At 72.5% G+C, this 14,748-nt stretch carries 14 protein-coding genes; 4 read left to right on the plus strand and 10 right to left on the minus strand.

The annotated features are described in order from the left end of the window. Positions 1-103: 103 nt before the first annotated feature. Positions 104-727 carry an NADPH-dependent FMN reductase gene (locus ACFVWU_RS35630; protein WP_387628631.1) on the minus strand — a complete coding sequence of 208 codons (624 nt, stop codon included), beginning with the start codon at positions 725-727 and terminating at the stop codon, positions 104-106. A gap of 142 nt (positions 728-869) precedes the next feature. Between ACFVWU_RS35630 and ACFVWU_RS35635 the strand changes: the two genes are divergently transcribed. The 3 genes from ACFVWU_RS35635 to ACFVWU_RS35645 all read left to right on the plus strand — a co-directional run bounded on the left by ACFVWU_RS35635 (position 870) and on the right by ACFVWU_RS35645 (position 4,402). After that, the gene (locus ACFVWU_RS35635; protein WP_387628632.1) at positions 870-1,613 is read left to right on the plus strand and encodes a TetR/AcrR family transcriptional regulator; all 744 of its coding nucleotides are present in this window, start codon (positions 870-872) and stop codon (positions 1,611-1,613) included. A 113-nt stretch (positions 1,614-1,726) separates the two neighbouring features. Continuing rightward, the gene (locus ACFVWU_RS35640; protein WP_387628633.1) at positions 1,727-2,065 is read left to right on the plus strand and encodes a hypothetical protein; all 339 of its coding nucleotides are present in this window, start codon (positions 1,727-1,729) and stop codon (positions 2,063-2,065) included. Positions 2,066-2,080: 15 nt separating this feature from the next. Beyond that, complete coding sequence (locus tag ACFVWU_RS35645; RefSeq protein WP_387628634.1) at positions 2,081-4,402, plus strand: SAM-dependent methyltransferase; 2,322 nt, start codon at positions 2,081-2,083, stop codon at positions 4,400-4,402. A gap of 52 nt (positions 4,403-4,454) precedes the next feature. Here ACFVWU_RS35645 and ACFVWU_RS35650 read toward each other — a convergent pair whose 3' ends face one another. The 4 genes from ACFVWU_RS35650 to ACFVWU_RS35665 all read right to left on the minus strand — a co-directional run bounded on the left by ACFVWU_RS35650 (position 4,455) and on the right by ACFVWU_RS35665 (position 8,609). Next, complete coding sequence (locus ACFVWU_RS35650) at positions 4,455-5,267, minus strand: ABC transporter permease (RefSeq protein ID WP_387628635.1); 813 nt, start codon at positions 5,265-5,267, stop codon at positions 4,455-4,457. A gap of 13 nt (positions 5,268-5,280) precedes the next feature. Continuing rightward, complete coding sequence (locus ACFVWU_RS35655) at positions 5,281-6,135, minus strand: ABC transporter permease (RefSeq protein ID WP_387628654.1); 855 nt, start codon at positions 6,133-6,135, stop codon at positions 5,281-5,283. Positions 6,136-6,301: 166 nt separating this feature from the next. Then, positions 6,302-7,495 (minus strand): ABC transporter substrate-binding protein, encoded by a 1,194-nt coding sequence (locus ACFVWU_RS35660; protein ID WP_387628638.1) that lies wholly within the window; start codon positions 7,493-7,495, stop codon positions 6,302-6,304. Positions 7,496-7,553: 58 nt separating this feature from the next. Beyond that, positions 7,554-8,609: an ABC transporter ATP-binding protein gene (locus tag ACFVWU_RS35665; protein ID WP_387628639.1), complete on the minus strand. Its 1,056-nt coding sequence runs from the start codon at positions 8,607-8,609 to the stop codon at positions 7,554-7,556. A gap of 163 nt (positions 8,610-8,772) precedes the next feature. Between ACFVWU_RS35665 and ACFVWU_RS35670 the strand changes: the two genes are divergently transcribed. Further along, positions 8,773-10,302 carry a PucR family transcriptional regulator gene (locus ACFVWU_RS35670; protein ID WP_387628641.1) on the plus strand — a complete coding sequence of 510 codons (1,530 nt, stop codon included), beginning with the start codon at positions 8,773-8,775 and terminating at the stop codon, positions 10,300-10,302. Between the two features lie 68 nt (positions 10,303-10,370). Here ACFVWU_RS35670 and ACFVWU_RS35675 read toward each other — a convergent pair whose 3' ends face one another. The 5 genes from ACFVWU_RS35675 to ACFVWU_RS35695 all read right to left on the minus strand — a co-directional run. Then, complete coding sequence (locus ACFVWU_RS35675; RefSeq protein WP_387628643.1) at positions 10,371-10,559, minus strand: hypothetical protein; 189 nt, start codon at positions 10,557-10,559, stop codon at positions 10,371-10,373. A gap of 32 nt (positions 10,560-10,591) precedes the next feature. Beyond that, positions 10,592-11,335, minus strand: coding sequence for an SRPBCC domain-containing protein (locus ACFVWU_RS35680; protein WP_387628645.1), 744 nt, complete (start codon positions 11,333-11,335; stop codon positions 10,592-10,594). 30 nt (positions 11,336-11,365) lie between these two features. Beyond that, positions 11,366-12,625 carry a cytochrome P450 gene (locus ACFVWU_RS35685; protein WP_387628648.1) on the minus strand — a complete coding sequence of 420 codons (1,260 nt, stop codon included), beginning with the start codon at positions 12,623-12,625 and terminating at the stop codon, positions 11,366-11,368. A 10-nt stretch (positions 12,626-12,635) separates the two neighbouring features. Next, the gene (locus tag ACFVWU_RS35690; protein ID WP_387628649.1) at positions 12,636-12,851 is read right to left on the minus strand and encodes an MbtH family protein; all 216 of its coding nucleotides are present in this window, start codon (positions 12,849-12,851) and stop codon (positions 12,636-12,638) included. Between the two features lie 5 nt (positions 12,852-12,856). Beyond that, on the minus strand, positions 12,857-14,748 hold a 1,892-nt coding region (locus ACFVWU_RS35695), incomplete at its 5' end, for an alpha/beta fold hydrolase (RefSeq protein WP_387628651.1).

Genomic DNA, 14,748 nt, shown 5'->3' on the forward strand with positions numbered 1-14,748 from the left:
CCGTGTTCCAGTAGTCCGTCTGTCCGTCTGTCGGTTTGCCTGGCTGCCCGTTTACCCGGCTGCCCGTTTGCCCGGCTGCCCGGTGCCGGTGTCGGTGCCCGGGTCAGGCCGCGAAGGGGCGGGCGCGCCGGGCCTCGCGCAGGGCCTGCGCCCACCAGGCCAGCTGGTCGAGCATGGTCTTGGCGGCGGCGTCGGCCGCCGGGTCGAGGGCCTTGCCGTCGGCGTCGAAGCGCTGCGCGGCGCCGTGGAAGCTGACCGTGTTGCGGATCGTCGTGGCGTTCAACTCGGCGAGCACCACCCGCAGTTGTTCCACGGCGCGGAGGCCGCCGGAGAGCCCGCCGTAGGAGACGAAGGCGACCGGCTTGCCGTGCCACTGGCGGTTGTGCCAGTCGATGGCGTTCTTCAGCGGGGCCGGGAAGCTGTGGTTGTACTCGGGCGTGACGATCACGAAGGCGTCGGCGGCCTCCAGGCGGGGCGAGACGGCGGCGAGCAACTCCGCGTCGCCCTGGTCGAGTTCGCCGCCGAAGGACGGGAAGGTGGTGGGCAGCGGGGTGTCGACCAGGTCGACGAGGTCGACGGCCATGTCGGCACGGGAACCGAGGTGGCCGAGCAGCCAGTCGGTGACGACCGGCGCGAACCGGCCGTTGCGGGTGCTGCCGACGAGTACGGCCACCCGCAGCCGCTCCTGAGCTTGCCCGGGTCGCGCCTGCTGCTGGTCGTTGGACATGGGGGTCCCCCTCCGAGTCGTTGTGTACGCCGTATCGGCTGAATACAACGTACACATCGACGTGTACGACGTCTACTGCAGATACGTCGTACGCTCGGAGTGGTACGGTGGACCGACAGCCAGCCGGAAGGAGCCCGCCGCCATGCCCGCCCCGCAGGCCCCCACCGGGGACGACGACCAGGCCAAGCCCCAGACCTCGCTCTGGGAGCGCCTCGACCGCCCGGCCCCCGCCCCGCGCACCACCCTCACCCCGCACCGGATCGCCGAGGCCGCCGTCGCCATCGCCGACGCCGAAGGCCTGGACGCCGTCACCATGCGCCGTCTGGCCACCGCGCTCGGCGTCGCCCCGATGGCCGCCTACCGGTACGTGTCCGGCAAGGACGAACTCATCGAGCTGATGGTCGACTTCGTCTACGGCCAACTCCCCCTGGACGCCCCCGCCACCGGCTGGCGCGACACCATGCGTACCCTGGCCGTCCAGCTGCGCGCGATGAGCCTGGCCCACCCGTGGACCACCCGGGCCGCCGCCTCCGCCCTCACCCCCAACCAACTGGCCGTCCCCGAGCGCGCGTTCGCCGCCCTCGCCGGACACGGCCTGGACGCCGACACCACCATGGCGGTGTTCCGCACCGTCACCGGCTACGTCCACGGCTCCGTCTCCGCCGAGATCGCCCTCCTGGCGCTGCAGCGCGAGCACGGCTGGGCCGACGGCGACGAGACCCGCGCCGGCCTGGCCTCGCGGATGTCCTGGCTGATCAACACCGGGCGCTACCCCGCCTATCAGCGCTACCTCCGCGAGGGCACCCGCAAGGACGACCAGGACTGGCAGTTCGAGACCGGCCTCGACTGCGTCCTCGACGGCATCGCCACCCGCCTGGGCATTTGACACCGACAGCCCGGGGGCAGCCGTGAACGCCCGCCCGCCACTCCGACCCCTGTCCGGCCGAACGCCCGTTCAGTAGCATGAACTCGCCTCCGCCCGTGGCCCCGAGGGGACGAGTGACCGCCGTGATCGCCCTGACCGCAAGCAGCCTGCCCGTCGACATCATGGACATCGACGTGGACGTGGACGTCGACCTCCTCCTGGACGGCGATGACGCCGACTTCCCGCCGCAGAGCACCCTGGGCGTCTCCGAGTTCGGCGCCCCGATCCTGATGCCGCCCACCCCGCAGATCAGCCAGATCGACTTCGAACTCGACGCACCCGTCCTGACGGAGCCCTCACCGCAGGTCATCCAGACCTACGTCCAGCTCGACCCCCCGGTCCTGGTGGACCCGTTGCCGCCGCAGAGCACCCAGATGGTCGTCGACTTCACCGACACCGCGGACGCGGTCTGAGGCCCGCGCCGCCACATGGACTCCGACCGCCGCTTCGCGCACCGCTACACCCGCCCCTTCGACCGCTTCCCCTCGCGCCGGGAACACGAGGCCCGCTGGGCCGAACTGTCCCGGGCCATCGCCGCGGCCGGACCGCCGACCGGTGAACCCGCCGGGCCCAAGGGCGAGTTGACCGTCCTCGGCTCCGGCATCGAGGCCGCCGGTTTCACCCGGGCCGACGAGCGGCTGCTCCGCGAGGCCGACCACGTCTTCCACTGCGTGGCCGACCCCGCCACCGTCGTCCGCATCAACGCCTGGCGCCCGGACGCCTACGACCTCAGCGTCCTCTACGACGACGCCAAGGACCGCTATCTGACGTACGTCCAGATATCCGAAGCGGTCCTTCACTTCGTCCGCGCCGGACGACGCGTGGCGGCGGTCTTCTACGGCCACCCGGGCATCTTCGTCCTCTCCAGCCACCGCGCCGTCCGCATCGCCCGCCGCGAGGGCCACACGGCCGTGATGCGGCCGGGCATCAGTGCCCTGGACGTGCTCTGCGCCGACCTCGGCGTGGACCCGAGCAGCCCCGGCATGCAGACCTTCGAGGCGTCCGACCTGCTGATCCGGGGCCGACGCATCGACCCGGGCCTGAACCTGGTGCTCTGGCAGGTCGGCGTCGTCGGCGAACTCGACTACCAGCGCGCCGGGTTCACCAACCGCCACCTGCCCGTCCTGCTGGACCGGCTGGAGGAGGTCTACGGCCCCGACCACACCGTGGTGAACTACATCGGCGCCCGCTACCGCGGCCTCGACCCCGTCACCGCCCACCACACCGTCGCCGCCCTGCGCGACCCTGCCGTTCAGCGCACCGTCACCAGCGCCTCCACCTGGTACCTGCCGCCCGCCGTCGCCGCCCCGGCCGACCCGCGGGCGCTCGAACGCCTCGGCCTGCTCAAGCCCGGCCAGAGTGTCCGCCCGCCCGACGGCCCCCTGCGGATCATCGATGAGTACGGACCGCGCGAACTCGCCGCCCTCGACGGCTTCACCGACTTCCGCATCCCGGCCGGCTTCCACTGGCAGCAGGACACGCCCGGCGCCCGATTCGTCCTCGCCCTCGGCGAGGACAGCGCCCTGCGCGAACGCTACGTCCGGGAGCCCGCCGCCGCCGTGGCGGACTGGGCCCCGCCGGACCTCGGCGAGGCCGAACGCGCCCTGCTGGCCCGGCGCGAGGACCTGGCCCTGCAGGCCGCCGCCCGAGGCGTCCGCCAGCGGCCCACGCCGGAGGCGGCGCGACGGCTGCGCACCCTGCTCACCCGCAAGTCCGAGGCGCGCAGGCTGCTGCGGGACGGCTCGGCGGACCGGGAATCCCTGCGGCGCGACCTCGACTCGGTCCTCGCCGGAGCCCTCTACCCGTGGACGGGCCTGTACGGCACGCCGGACGGCGAACTCTCCGTCTACCTCCTGGGCCGGGCGACCGACCCGCCCCGGCACCGGGTCTACGTCAACGGCCGCCGGGTCGCCGACCCGCACTACGAGCACGGCGTGCTGCGCTGGCGCGGGGCGGACGGCAGCGGCGGTGCCGGTTCCGGAGTCGGCGGTGAACTGCGGACGGAGTTCGGACGCGACGGGCGGCGCCGGCTGATCGGCACCGTGGGGCGAGCGGTGCGCCTGACCGAGTACCCGCTGCCGGAGGTCCCGCCGCTCGCCGACCTGGTCGGCTCCTATCGGTCCGGGGGCGTGCGCGTGGACGTCGCGCCCGGTGCCCTCGGCTCGGCCCCGCGTCTGCGCGTCACCGTCGACGGCGAACCCGCCACCGCGGCGGTGGTGATCGGACCGGCGGGCTTCGAGGTGGACGGCCTCACCGTCCCGTTCGACCGTGCGGCGTCTGACGCTCCCCCGCGCCTGTACGGGACCTACCGGCTGCGGCTGCCGTCGCGGCCGGGCGGCGCGCAGCTGCGGATCGCGGAGGACGGCGTCACGCTCGACGGACGACCCGTCCCCAAGGCCGAGTCGAACGGGCGGCGCCTCAGCTGGCATTACGGCCCGGACCTGGTACCAGGCGCCGACCTCACCCTGCTGCTCGACCCGATCACCCTGCACCCGATGCTCCACGGCACCGGACGAACCGCGGACGGCACACGGTTCCCGCTGATCGGCATGGTCCCGGTCGATGCCGAGGCAGCCCAACGCCTCGCCGCCCGGCCGCAGTTCGGCATCCCGGCCGGCCCATGGGCCCGGCTGACCGCACTCGCCACCGAGGCGAGCCAGGACGGCGGGCTGTTCTGGTGGCACGGTTGGGAGCAGTCGGCCACCGCCCTGCGCACCGTCGAGCGCGCCCTGTGGGAGGACGGGCGGTAGGCGCCGACACCCAGAAGGACAGCGCGGACAGCAGCGGCCGCCCGACGGTCGGCTACAGCCGCCCTCCGGGCGTGTCCGCGGACAGCCGCTGGGCCAGGTACACCGGGACCACCGAGAGCAGCACCAGGACCGCCGCCACGACGTTGACCACGGGGGCCTGGTTGGGCCGCGCCAGGTTGGCGTAGATCCAGACAGGCAGGGTCTGGACGCCGGGCCCGGCGGTGAAGGTGGTCACCACGATCTCGTCGAAGGAGAGCGCGAACGCCAGCAGCCCGCCCGCCAGCAAGGCCGACCGCACGGCCGGTAAGGTGACGTACCGGAAGGTCTGGAAGGTGTGCGCGCCGAGGTCGGCCGAGGCCTCCTCGGCCGAGGGGGACATCCGGCGCAGTCTGGCGACGACGTTGTTGAAGACCACGACGATGCAGAACGTGGCGTGCCCGATGACGACGGTGAGCATGCCGAAGCCGATGCCCGCCGGGCCGAGCACCGTGCGGAACGCGGCGTTGAGCGCGATGCCGGTGACGATGCCGGGCAGCGCGATCGGCAGGATCACCAGGAACGACACCGTCTGCCGTCCGAAGAACCGGTAGCGCTGGACGGCGAAGGCGGTCATGGTTCCCAGGACCAGGGCCACCAGGGTGGCCCCCGCACCCGCCTGCAGTGAGGTCACGAGCGCGCTGCGGGCACCGTCGGACTGCCAGGCCCGTACCCACCACTCGGTGGTGAGTCCGGTCGGCGGCCAGGCGAAGGAGCGGTCCCGGTTGAGCGAGTTGAGCAGGACCAGCAGCAACGGCAGGTAGACGACGGCGAGGCCGGCGATCGTGGCCGCGCGCAGCGCGATCCGGGCACGGCGGGAGAGGATCACTGGTGTTCGCCCCCTACAGCGAGTCCAGGGCGCCGGTCCGGCGCACGGCGAGCAGATAGCCGACGATCATCACGACCGGTACGCAGGACAGCGCGGCGGCCAGCGGCAGGTTGAGCGTCACGTTGTCGGCGATCGCGGTGCCCAGCACCTGCGTCTTCCCCCCGACGATCCGCACGGTGATGTAGTCGCCCAGGCTCAGCGAGAAGGTGAAGACCGACCCGGCGAACACCGCGGGCCTGACCAGCGGCAGGACCACCGAGCGGAGGGTCCGCCCGGCGGAGGCGCCCAGATCGGCCGAGGCGTCGAGGAGGTTGGCCGGCAGGTTCTCCAGCCCCGCGTAGACCGGCAGGATCATGTACGGCAGCCACAGGTAGGCGAGGACGGCGATGACCGCCGCCGTGCCGTACCCGGGGCTGGCCAGTCCGAACGGGGCGCCGAGCCAGTCGAGCACCCCGCCCTGGCTGAAGATGACCCGCCAGGCGTACACCTTGACCAGGTAGCTGGCCCAGAGCGGGGTCAGCACCGCGACCACCAGGAGCTTGCGGGTCCGCGGCCGGGCGATCCGGGCCATGTAGAAGGCCATCGGGAACGCCACCACGGCGTCGATCACCGTGACCGCGGCGGCGATGCCGAGTGTGCGCAGGGCGATCGACCGGTAGACCGGCTCGGTGAGGACGGTGTGGAAGTTCGCGGTGTTCCAGGCCCGGACGACGTTGTAGGTGAAGTCGTCGACCGTCCAGAAGGCCGAGAGGAGCAGGACGGCGAGCGAGCCCAGGTAGGCGAGCACCAGCCAGGCCATCGGCGCCGCCAGCAGCAGCGTCAGCCGCAGCCCGGTGTGCCGGTGCAGGACGGAGGCCACCTGCCGCATGCCGCCCCGGCGCTGCGGCGGGGCGGCGTGGTTCGCCCGCTCGCCTCCGGGCGCTCTTGGCCCGCTGCCGACGCTCTTCACTCCGGCGCTCCCTCGTTCCTCGGTCGCTTGTCGCTCATCACTCTCGGCAGCGGCGCGCCCTTCGGCTCGGGGCGGGACCACCCGGTCAGCCCTTGATCTCGGTCCAGGCGGCGGTCCAGGCGGCGTAGTCGGTGCAGGCCACCCCGCGGCCGTCCAGGCAGCTCTTGACCGGGGTGGTCCAGTAGTAGACGTTCTTCCAGTACGCCTCGTCGGTGGCGTGGAAGGTGGTGCAGAAGTTCTTGTCCGACGTCTGGTCGCAGGCCTTGGAGTTGGCCGGGGCCTCACCGAACCATTCGGCGACCTGGGCGTTGGCCTTCGGTGAGACGATCCAGTTCAGCCACTGGTAGGCGCAGTCGGGGTGCGCGGCCTTGGCCGACACCATCCAGGTGTCCGACCAGCCGGTCGCGCCCTCCTTCGGCAGCACCGCCTGGACCGGCGCCTTGTCGGCCTGCGCCATGTTGGCGATCACCTGCCAGGTGGTGCCGACCACGGTGTCACCGGTCTTGAAGGAGTTCTCGGCCTTCTGGTAGTCGCTCCAGTACTCGCCGACCGCCTTGTGCTGGGTCTTCAACAGGTCGACGGCCGCCTTGAGTTGCGCGTCGTCCAGCGCGTAGGGGTTCTTGATGCCCAGGTCCGGCTTCGTCTTCATCAGGTACAGCGCCGCGTCGGCGATGTAGATCGGGGAGTCGTAGGCGGTGACGTGGCCGGCGTAGGGCGCGGCGCCGTCGAAGACCACCCGCCAGGAGTCGGGCGCCGGCGAGACCTTGTCGGTGCGGTACATCAGCAGGTTGGCGCCGCGGCCGTGCGGGATGCCGTACATCTGGCCGTTCACCGAGTTCCACGGCTGGTTCTTCAGGCCCTCGAAGACGTCCGCGTAGTTCGGCACCAGGACGGTGTTGACGGGCGCGACGTCGCCGGCCGCGATCAGCCGCAGCGTCGCGTCTCCGGAGGCCGAGACGGCGTCGTACTGACCGGTCTTCATCAGCGAGACCATCTCGTCCGAGGTGCCGGCGATCTTCGTGTTGACCTTGCAGCCGGTCTGCTGCTCGAAGGGGTGGACCCAGTCGACGTTCTTGTCGTCCGAACCGTCCTCGGCGTAGCCGGCCCAGGCGACCAGGTTCACCTGGCCCTCACCGGCGCCCAGGGACTGGAGCATCGGCAGTTTCGGCGGATTGAGACCGTGGGCGCCGGTGCTTCCAGTGCTGCTGCCGCACCCTGCGGCCAACAGGACGGCGGCGGTGGCGGCGGCCGCGGCGCGGGCGGTCGAGCGGATACGCATGCGGTGGGTTCCTTTGCTGGTGGGAAAGGCGCTGGTGGGAAAGGCGCTGGTGACCGGGTCAGCCACCGACTCGGACGGTGTGCTTGCGCTGCCAGGCGAGCACGACGTCGGTGCCGCGGTGACGCAGGACGTCGGCCGAGCCCTCCTCGAGGTTCTGCCGGACGGCGGTCAGCCGCCCGCCGGCCTCCAGGTCGACCAGGAACCGGGTGTGGCCGCCCGCGTAGACCACCTCGGCCACCCGGCCCATCGCCGACAGCTCGTCGGGGCCGGCGGGATCGTCCGGGTGCGCTATCCGGATCTTCTCCGGCCGGACGCTGAACAGCCCGGCCTCGCCCACGACCTGCTCGGCCGCCGTGCCGTCCAGCAGGTTGGAGGTGCCGACGAAGCCGGCGACGAAGGCCGTGGCCGGGTGCTCGTACACCTCGGCGGGCGAGCCGACCTGCTCGATCCGCCCCGCGTTGAACACCGCGACCCGGTCGCTCATCGTCAGCGCCTCGTCCTGGTCGTGGGTGACGAACACGAAGGTGATCCCGACCTCGCGCTGGATCCGCTTGAGCTCCGCCTGCATCTCGTGCCGGAGCTTCAGGTCGAGCGCACCGAGCGGCTCGTCGAGGAGCAGCACCTTCGGGCGGTTCACCAGTGCCCTGGCCAGGGCCACCCGCTGGCGCTGGCCGCCGGAGAGCTGGGCCGGTCGGCGCCGCTCGAAGCCGTCGAGCCGGACCATCGCGAGCGCCGCGCGCACCCGCTCCGCCCGCTCGGCCTTGGGCACCCGGCGCACCATCAGGCCGTAGCCGACGTTCTGCTCGATCGTCATGTGCGGGAAGAGCGCGTAGTCCTGGAACACCGTGTTGACGTCCCGGTCGAACGGCGCGAGAGCGGTGACATCGACTCCGCCCAGCAGGACCCGGCCGGCGGTCGGCGACTCGAAGCCGGCGATCATCCGCAGCACCGTGGTCTTCCCGGAGCCGGAGGGGCCGAGCATCGCGAAGAACTCGCCCTCGCCGACCTCCAGGTCCACGCCGTCGACCACGCGGACCCGGCCGTCGAAGGTCTTCGCCAGCGCTTCGAGCCGCACCGCCCCGGGGGCGGGGTCCGGTCGGTCGTTGCTCTTCAACTCCTGTTGCCCTTCTGACCGGTGTCACGCCAGGGGCGGACGGCTCGGTCGGGTCGGTGGTGCCGGTCGACTCGCTGGGAACCCTAGGAGGAATCCCCCTGTCCGGCTATGGACCGCTGCACGGTCTTCCGCTGCCGAGTTGTGCGGCGCTACAGTCCGGCGCATGTCCGTGACGCTGCGCGAACTGCTCCGGGAAGACGGCCTCGGCCTGCGACTGTGCACCGGCACGGCCGGTGTCGAACGCGTCGTGCGCTGGGTCGCGGTGACGGAACTCGCCGACCCCACACCGTGGATGGCGGGCGGCGAGCTGCTCCTCACCACGGGCCTGCGGCAGCGGACCGCCGCCGCGCAGATCGCCTTCGTCCAGCGGGTGGCCGCCGCGGGCGCGTCCGGGCTGGGTTTCGGCACCGGGCTGAGCCACCCCACCGTCCCGAGGGCGACGGTGGCCGAGGCCGAACGGCTGGGCCTGGCGGTGCTGGAGGTCCCGTACGAGACGCCCTTCATCGCGGTGAACCGCCTGGTCGCCGAACGGATCGCGGCCGAGGACCACAGCGCCGAACGGCGGCTGGTCGATCAGCACGACCTGCTGGTCCAGGCCCTGCTGACCGGTGAGGGCCTGACCGCGCTGCTGCGGGTGCTGCGGCGCGCCTGCGGATCCGAGGTCGCCGTGGTCGACCGCCACGGCTCGCTGCTCGCCGCCGCCCCGGAGCGGGCCGGCGGGCTGGTCGAGGAGGTCCGGGCGGCCGGATCGGAGTCCCCGGACGGGCCCGGTCAGGCCGGTCCGCTGCGTCTGCCGGTGCAGGTGGACGGGATGGTCGCGGCGTACCTGTGCCTGCGGTCGGCCGGCCGGGCGGCGGACGTGCTCCCGTACGCGGTCCGGCTGGTCGGTCTGGAACTGGCCCGTCGGCAGGCCCACCTGGCCGGACGGCGGGAGCTGGTCGGCCAGGTCGTCGAGGACATCGTGCGGGACGTGATCGCACCGGACGCCGCCGAGCGCAGGCTCGCCGCGTTCGGGCTCGACACCACGGCGGCCCACCGGGTCGTCCTGGGCTGCCCGGCACCGGAGGGCGAAGGACCGGCGGTGGACCGCCGCCTGGCCCGGCTGCCCTGGCTGACGGCGGGCCACCCCGACTCCCCCGAGCCGGTGCTCACCGCCGTGGTCGGCCGGTACCTGGTGGCGGTACTCCCACAGAACGCGTCCGTGGACAAGCTGGCCCGGCGGTTCGGCACCGCGCTGTCCGGCCTCGACACCCGCGCCTCGGTCGGCATCGGCGGCTGCTACCGGGGCGTCGACGGCCTGCGCTGGAGCTGGTTCGAGGCCCAGGCCGCGCTCACCAGGGGCCCCGGCATCCACTCCGGCGACCCGCTCAACCTGCCGCGGCTGCTGCTGTCCAGCCCCGACCTGCCGCTGAAGCAGCTCGCCACCGAAGTGCTGCGCCCGCTCACCCGGTTCGACGAGACCAACAACGCCGACCTCGTCACGACGCTGCACGCCTACCTGGCCGCGGACTGCTCGGTCCAGACGGTCGCCGACCGGCTGTACGTCCACCGGAACACCGTCCGCTACCGGCTGGACCAGATCGAGCGCCTCACCGGCCGGTCGCTGCAGTCCATGCAGGACCGCTTCCAGCTCTGGCTGGCCCTGCTCGCCGCCTTCCCCGACCGGAAACCGACGACCTCCCGGCGCGACTGATCGCCGCGCCGGACCCGGTCGACTCGCCGACCGGGTCCGGCGCAACGCCGCACGGTGTCCGGGAAGACCTACCAACGACCGCGCGACGGTGCGGAGTTGAGCTTCGCGCTGAGTGCCGAGAGGAAGGTCGGAAGCTTGTCCACCATGGACTTGGGGACCGGGATGGTCTGGACGGTGTCCCGGGCCACGTCCTGGACGACGAGCGTGTAACTGCCGTTCTCCTCGACGACTTCGGCGGCGTAGAGCAGTGTTTCCATCGAGGTTTCCATCGAGGTTTCCATCGGTGATCCTAGGCTTGGGTGTCGTTGAGCCAGGCGGTCCACGCCTTGGTGGCCTGCTCTTCGTCGGCGTTCTCGGCGAACAGGTGGTGGCCCAGCCAGATCGGCCAGTTCCAGCTGCTGCCGTTGAAGAACCGGTAGAGCGCGTCGGGGCCGCGCAGGCCGACGAAGTCGGCGTTGAGCCAGTCCACGACCACCTCCTCCGGGCCGCCGTCCGGACCGGGGACGTGGAGCCGGAGCCGGTCGCCGACGGCCGCGTCCTCGGGGAGGCCGAGGCGTCGGCGCAGGGCGGCGAAGTCGGCCGGGTCGGCGGTGGGTTCGGGGCGCTGGACCTTGACGTAGACGGCGGGGCGGCCGGCGAAGTGCCGCAGGTACTCGGCGAGGGCGTGCTGGTAGAAGTCGACGTGCTTCTCGGCCGCGTCCGCCTTGACGTCCCAGGTCTTGTCCCAGGTGCCCCCATGGACCCAGTGGATTCCCATCCGCAGGTGGCTCGTTGCGCCGTCGACCGGCTCGATCCGGTAGGTGAGCGTGTTGGAGAACTCCTCGATCGGGGTCGCGCGGACGGCGAAGTGGTGCGGCGGTTCCCACGCCACGACGGTGGCATCGGCCCGGGTGGCCTTTCCGCCGACGCGTGGCTCGACCTCCATGGGGTACAGCCAGCCGAGGTTGCCGGCGCCGGTGGCGACCGCGTGCCACACCTGCTCGGGCGTGGCGGGCAGGTCCTGCTCCCGGCGGACCTCGAACTCTCGGGCCATGGTCAGTTCTCCTTCGTCGTCGTTCGGGTGTCAGTAGGTGAGCGGCAGGGTGCTGAGCCGCCGTTGTAGCGGATTGGGCCGCCAGTCGAGCGCCGCCCCGTCGGCGGCCTCGTCGGCCAGCCGCAGCCGCGGGAGGCGGCGGACCAGCGTGCCGATCGCCACCTCCGCCTCGAGCTTGGCCAGCGGCCCGCCGAGGCAGAAGTGCGGGCCGTTGCCGAAGCTCAGGTGCCGGTTGCCGGGCCGGGTCAGGTCGAGCCGGTCGGGGTCCTCGAAGCGCTCGGGGTCGCGGTTGGTCGCGGCGAGGAACAGGTACACCAGCTCGCCCTCGCGCAGCGTCCGACCGCCGATCTCCAGGTCCTCGGCGACGACCCGGACGATCGCCTGGGTCACCGTGTCGTAGCGGGCCAGTTCCTCGACGGCGCCGCGGATCAGCCCCGGGTCCGCGCGCAGCCGGGCCAGCTGGTCGGGGTGGCGCAGCAGGGCGAGCGTGCCGTTGCCGATCAGGTGGGTGGTGGTCTCGTCGCCCGCGGTGATCAGGACGAAGCAGGTGGACAGCAGCTCGGAGTCGGTGAGCCGGTCGTCCTGCGCCTGGGTGGCGACAAGGGCGCTGATCAGGTCGTCGCCCGGGTCGGCCCGGCGCCGGCGGACGAGCCGGGCGAGGTACTCCTCGTACTGCCCGATCGCCGCCTCGGACTTGTCGAGGTCCTCGCTCATCCGGCCGAAGCGGCGGAACCAGGTCTTGACCTGCGGGCGGTCCTCGTCCGGGATGCCGAAGAGCTCGCAGACCACGGACAGCGGCAGCGGGGAGGCGACCGCCTCGATCAGGTCCATGGTCGGCCCCGCCGCGACCGCCTCGTCGATGAGTCGGTCGACGATCCGCTGGACGCCGTCGCGCAGGGCTTCGACCCGCCGGGCGGTGAAGGCGCGGTTGGCCAGCTTGCGCAACCGGGCGTGGTCCGGCGGGTCGGTGTTGGACATCACCCGGCCGAGCCGGTCGGTGATCCGGCTGAAGGCCTTCAGGTCGCCGCCGAGCGCGACGTAGGCGCGGGTCATCCGGTCCCGGTCGTTGGACAGCCGCAGGTCTCCCAGGGCGGCCTCGACGTCGGCGTACCGGGTGAGGTACCAGATGCCCTGGGCGCTGCGGTGGACCGGGCTCTCGCGCCGCATGCGGGCGTAGAACGGGTACGGGTCCCGTCGGGCCTCGGGGGTGAGCAGGGCCGCGGCGAGGTCGTCGGGCCGGGCGAGGCCCGCGCTGTCGCGGGCCTCGTCCAGCGTGTCGGTGGAGGTCACGTCGGCCCTGCTACCGGTGGGCGTCCATGGCGTCGGCGAGGCTCTTGGGCCGCATGTCGGTCCAGGTCTGCTCGACGTGCTCCAGGCAGGCGGCGTGGGTGTCCGGGCCGTGGGCGACGGTCCAGCCCTCGGGTACGTCCGCGAACTGCGGCCAGAGCGAGTGCTGGTTCTCGTGGTTGACGAGCACGAGGAAGGTACCGTCCTGGTCGTCGAACGGGTTGGTCATGGGAATCAGTCCTCCTGGTGGGAAAGGGTGGTGTCACCGGTGGCCTCGGCGAGCTTCGCGGCCAGGATCGGTCCGATCTGGGCCAGCGAGCCGGCTTGGGTCATCCGGTCGTGCCGGGTGGTGATCTCGTGCGATGCGATCCGCCCGGCGACGTAGGGGCGCCAGATATCGGGCCCGGCGTTGTCCTCGGCGCGGTCGATCGTGGAGTTGAAGAGCAGCAGGTCCCCGTCGAAGCTGCCGGGGACGAAGTCGACCGCCAGCTTCGCGTTGTTGATCATGATCTGGACGATGACCTCGATCTGCCGCTCGGTCAGGCCCGCCAGCGCGCTGCCGCGCCGGTTCAGGACCTCGGCGACCTCCGCGTAGCTCAGCGCCCGGTCGCCCAGCTCGTCCGGGTCGACGTCGAGCACACCGACGAGCACGTCCCGCTCGGTGGGCACCGGCACCTCCTCGAACTGCACGTCCTTCACCGGGTAGGCGTCGAGGATCGCCAGCATCCCGGTCCGCTCGCCGCGCGACTGCAGCTCGCAGGCGACCGCGTGGGCGATCAGCCCGCCCGCGGACCAGCCGAGCAGCAGGTAGGGGCCCTCCGCCTGGATCTTCTGGATCTGGTCGGCGTAGTCGGCCGCCATCTCCTCGAAGGACGTCGGCAGGGGTTCGGGCCGGCCGAGGCCGCGCGCCTGGATCGCGTAGACCGGGTGCTGGGGACCGATGTGGTTCAGCAGCCCGCTGTACGACCAGCTGATGCCCCCGCCGGGGTGGACGCAGAACAGCGGCGTGCCGGTCCCGGTCGAACGCAGCGGCAGCATCACGTCCAACGCGTCGTCGGGATCGTTCATGACCAGGCGCTCCGTGAGCCCGGCCACGGTCGGCGCCTCGAACAGCATCCGCAGGCTCAGCTCCACGCCGAGGGTCTCGCGGACGCGGGAGGCCAGGCGGGCGGCCAGCAGGGAGTGCCCGCCGAGGTCGAAGAAGTTGTCGTCGATGCGCACCTGCTCCCGGCCGAGGACCTCGGCGAAGAGGTCGCAGAGCAGCTGCTCCTGCGGCGTGCGGGGGCCGCGCCCGGCGCCCGGCGCCCCGTACTCGGGGGCGGGCAGGGCGGCCCGGTCCAGCTTGCCGTTGGCGGTCAGCGGCAGCGTGTCCACGGTGACGAACGCCGACGGCACCATGTACTCGGGCAGGTCCCGGCGCAGCCGCTCGGACAGCTCGGTCGCCTCGGGCGCGCCCTCGGGGGCGGGCACCAGGTACGCGACGAGCCGCTTGTCGCCGGGCCGGTCCTCGCGGGCGACGACGGCCGCCTGGGCGACGCCCGGGCAGCTCGCGAGCACGGCCTCGATCTCTCCGGGCTCGATCCGCAGGCCGCGCAGCTTGACCTGGTGGTCGGCGCGTCCGGCGAACTCCAGCGTGCCGTCGGTCTGCCACCACGCCAGGTCGCCGGTGCGGTACATCCGGCTCCCGGGCGGGCCGTACGGGTCGGCGATGAAGCGCTCCGCCGTCAGGCCGGGCCGGCCGAGGTAGCCCCGGGCCACGCCCGTCCCCGCGAGGTACAGCTCGCCCACCATGCCCGTCGGCACCGGCCGCAGGTGGGCGTCGAGCACGTAGGTGCGCATGTTCGCCATCGGGCCGCCGATCGGCACGGTCGCGGCGTGCTCGTCGAGGGTGCGCACCGCGTGGCAGGTGGCCAGGGTGGTGGCCTCGGTGGGCCCGTAGCCGTTGACCACCTCGATGCCGGGGCAGGCAGCCAGCACCCGGGCGACGGCGGCCGGGGAGACCACGTCACCGCCGGTCCACACCTCGCGCACCCCGGCGAGCAGGCCCGGCCGTTCCTCGGCGACCAGACGGAACAGGCCGGCCGTCAGCCACAGTCCGGTCACCCCGTGCGTGGTGATCGTGTGCT

Source organism: Kitasatospora sp. NPDC058190 (genome assembly GCF_042883685.1).
GTDB lineage: Bacteria > Actinomycetota > Actinomycetes > Streptomycetales > Streptomycetaceae > Kitasatospora.

What these genes read in the sequence shown, in the direction of transcription:
- ACFVWU_RS35635 (WP_387628632.1), top strand. Translation starts at nt 870, where the DNA reads ATGCCCGCCCCGCAGGCCCCCACCGGGGACGACGACCAGGCCAAGCCC.
- ACFVWU_RS35680 (WP_387628645.1), bottom strand. Translation starts at nt 11,335, where the DNA reads ATGGCCCGAGAGTTCGAGGTCCGCCGGGAGCAGGACCTGCCCGCCACG.
- ACFVWU_RS35630 (WP_387628631.1), bottom strand. Translation starts at nt 727, where the DNA reads ATGTCCAACGACCAGCAGCAGGCGCGACCCGGGCAAGCTCAGGAGCGG.
- ACFVWU_RS35670 (WP_387628641.1), top strand. Translation starts at nt 8,773, where the DNA reads ATGTCCGTGACGCTGCGCGAACTGCTCCGGGAAGACGGCCTCGGCCTG.
- ACFVWU_RS35690 (WP_387628649.1), bottom strand. Translation starts at nt 12,851, where the DNA reads ATGACCAACCCGTTCGACGACCAGGACGGTACCTTCCTCGTGCTCGTC.
- ACFVWU_RS35655 (WP_387628654.1), bottom strand. Translation starts at nt 6,135, where the DNA reads ATGCGGCAGGTGGCCTCCGTCCTGCACCGGCACACCGGGCTGCGGCTG.
- ACFVWU_RS35645 (WP_387628634.1), top strand. Translation starts at nt 2,081, where the DNA reads ATGGACTCCGACCGCCGCTTCGCGCACCGCTACACCCGCCCCTTCGAC.
- ACFVWU_RS35660 (WP_387628638.1), bottom strand. Translation starts at nt 7,495, where the DNA reads ATGCGTATCCGCTCGACCGCCCGCGCCGCGGCCGCCGCCACCGCCGCC.
- ACFVWU_RS35675 (WP_387628643.1), bottom strand. Translation starts at nt 10,559, where the DNA reads ATGGAAACACTGCTCTACGCCGCCGAAGTCGTCGAGGAGAACGGCAGT.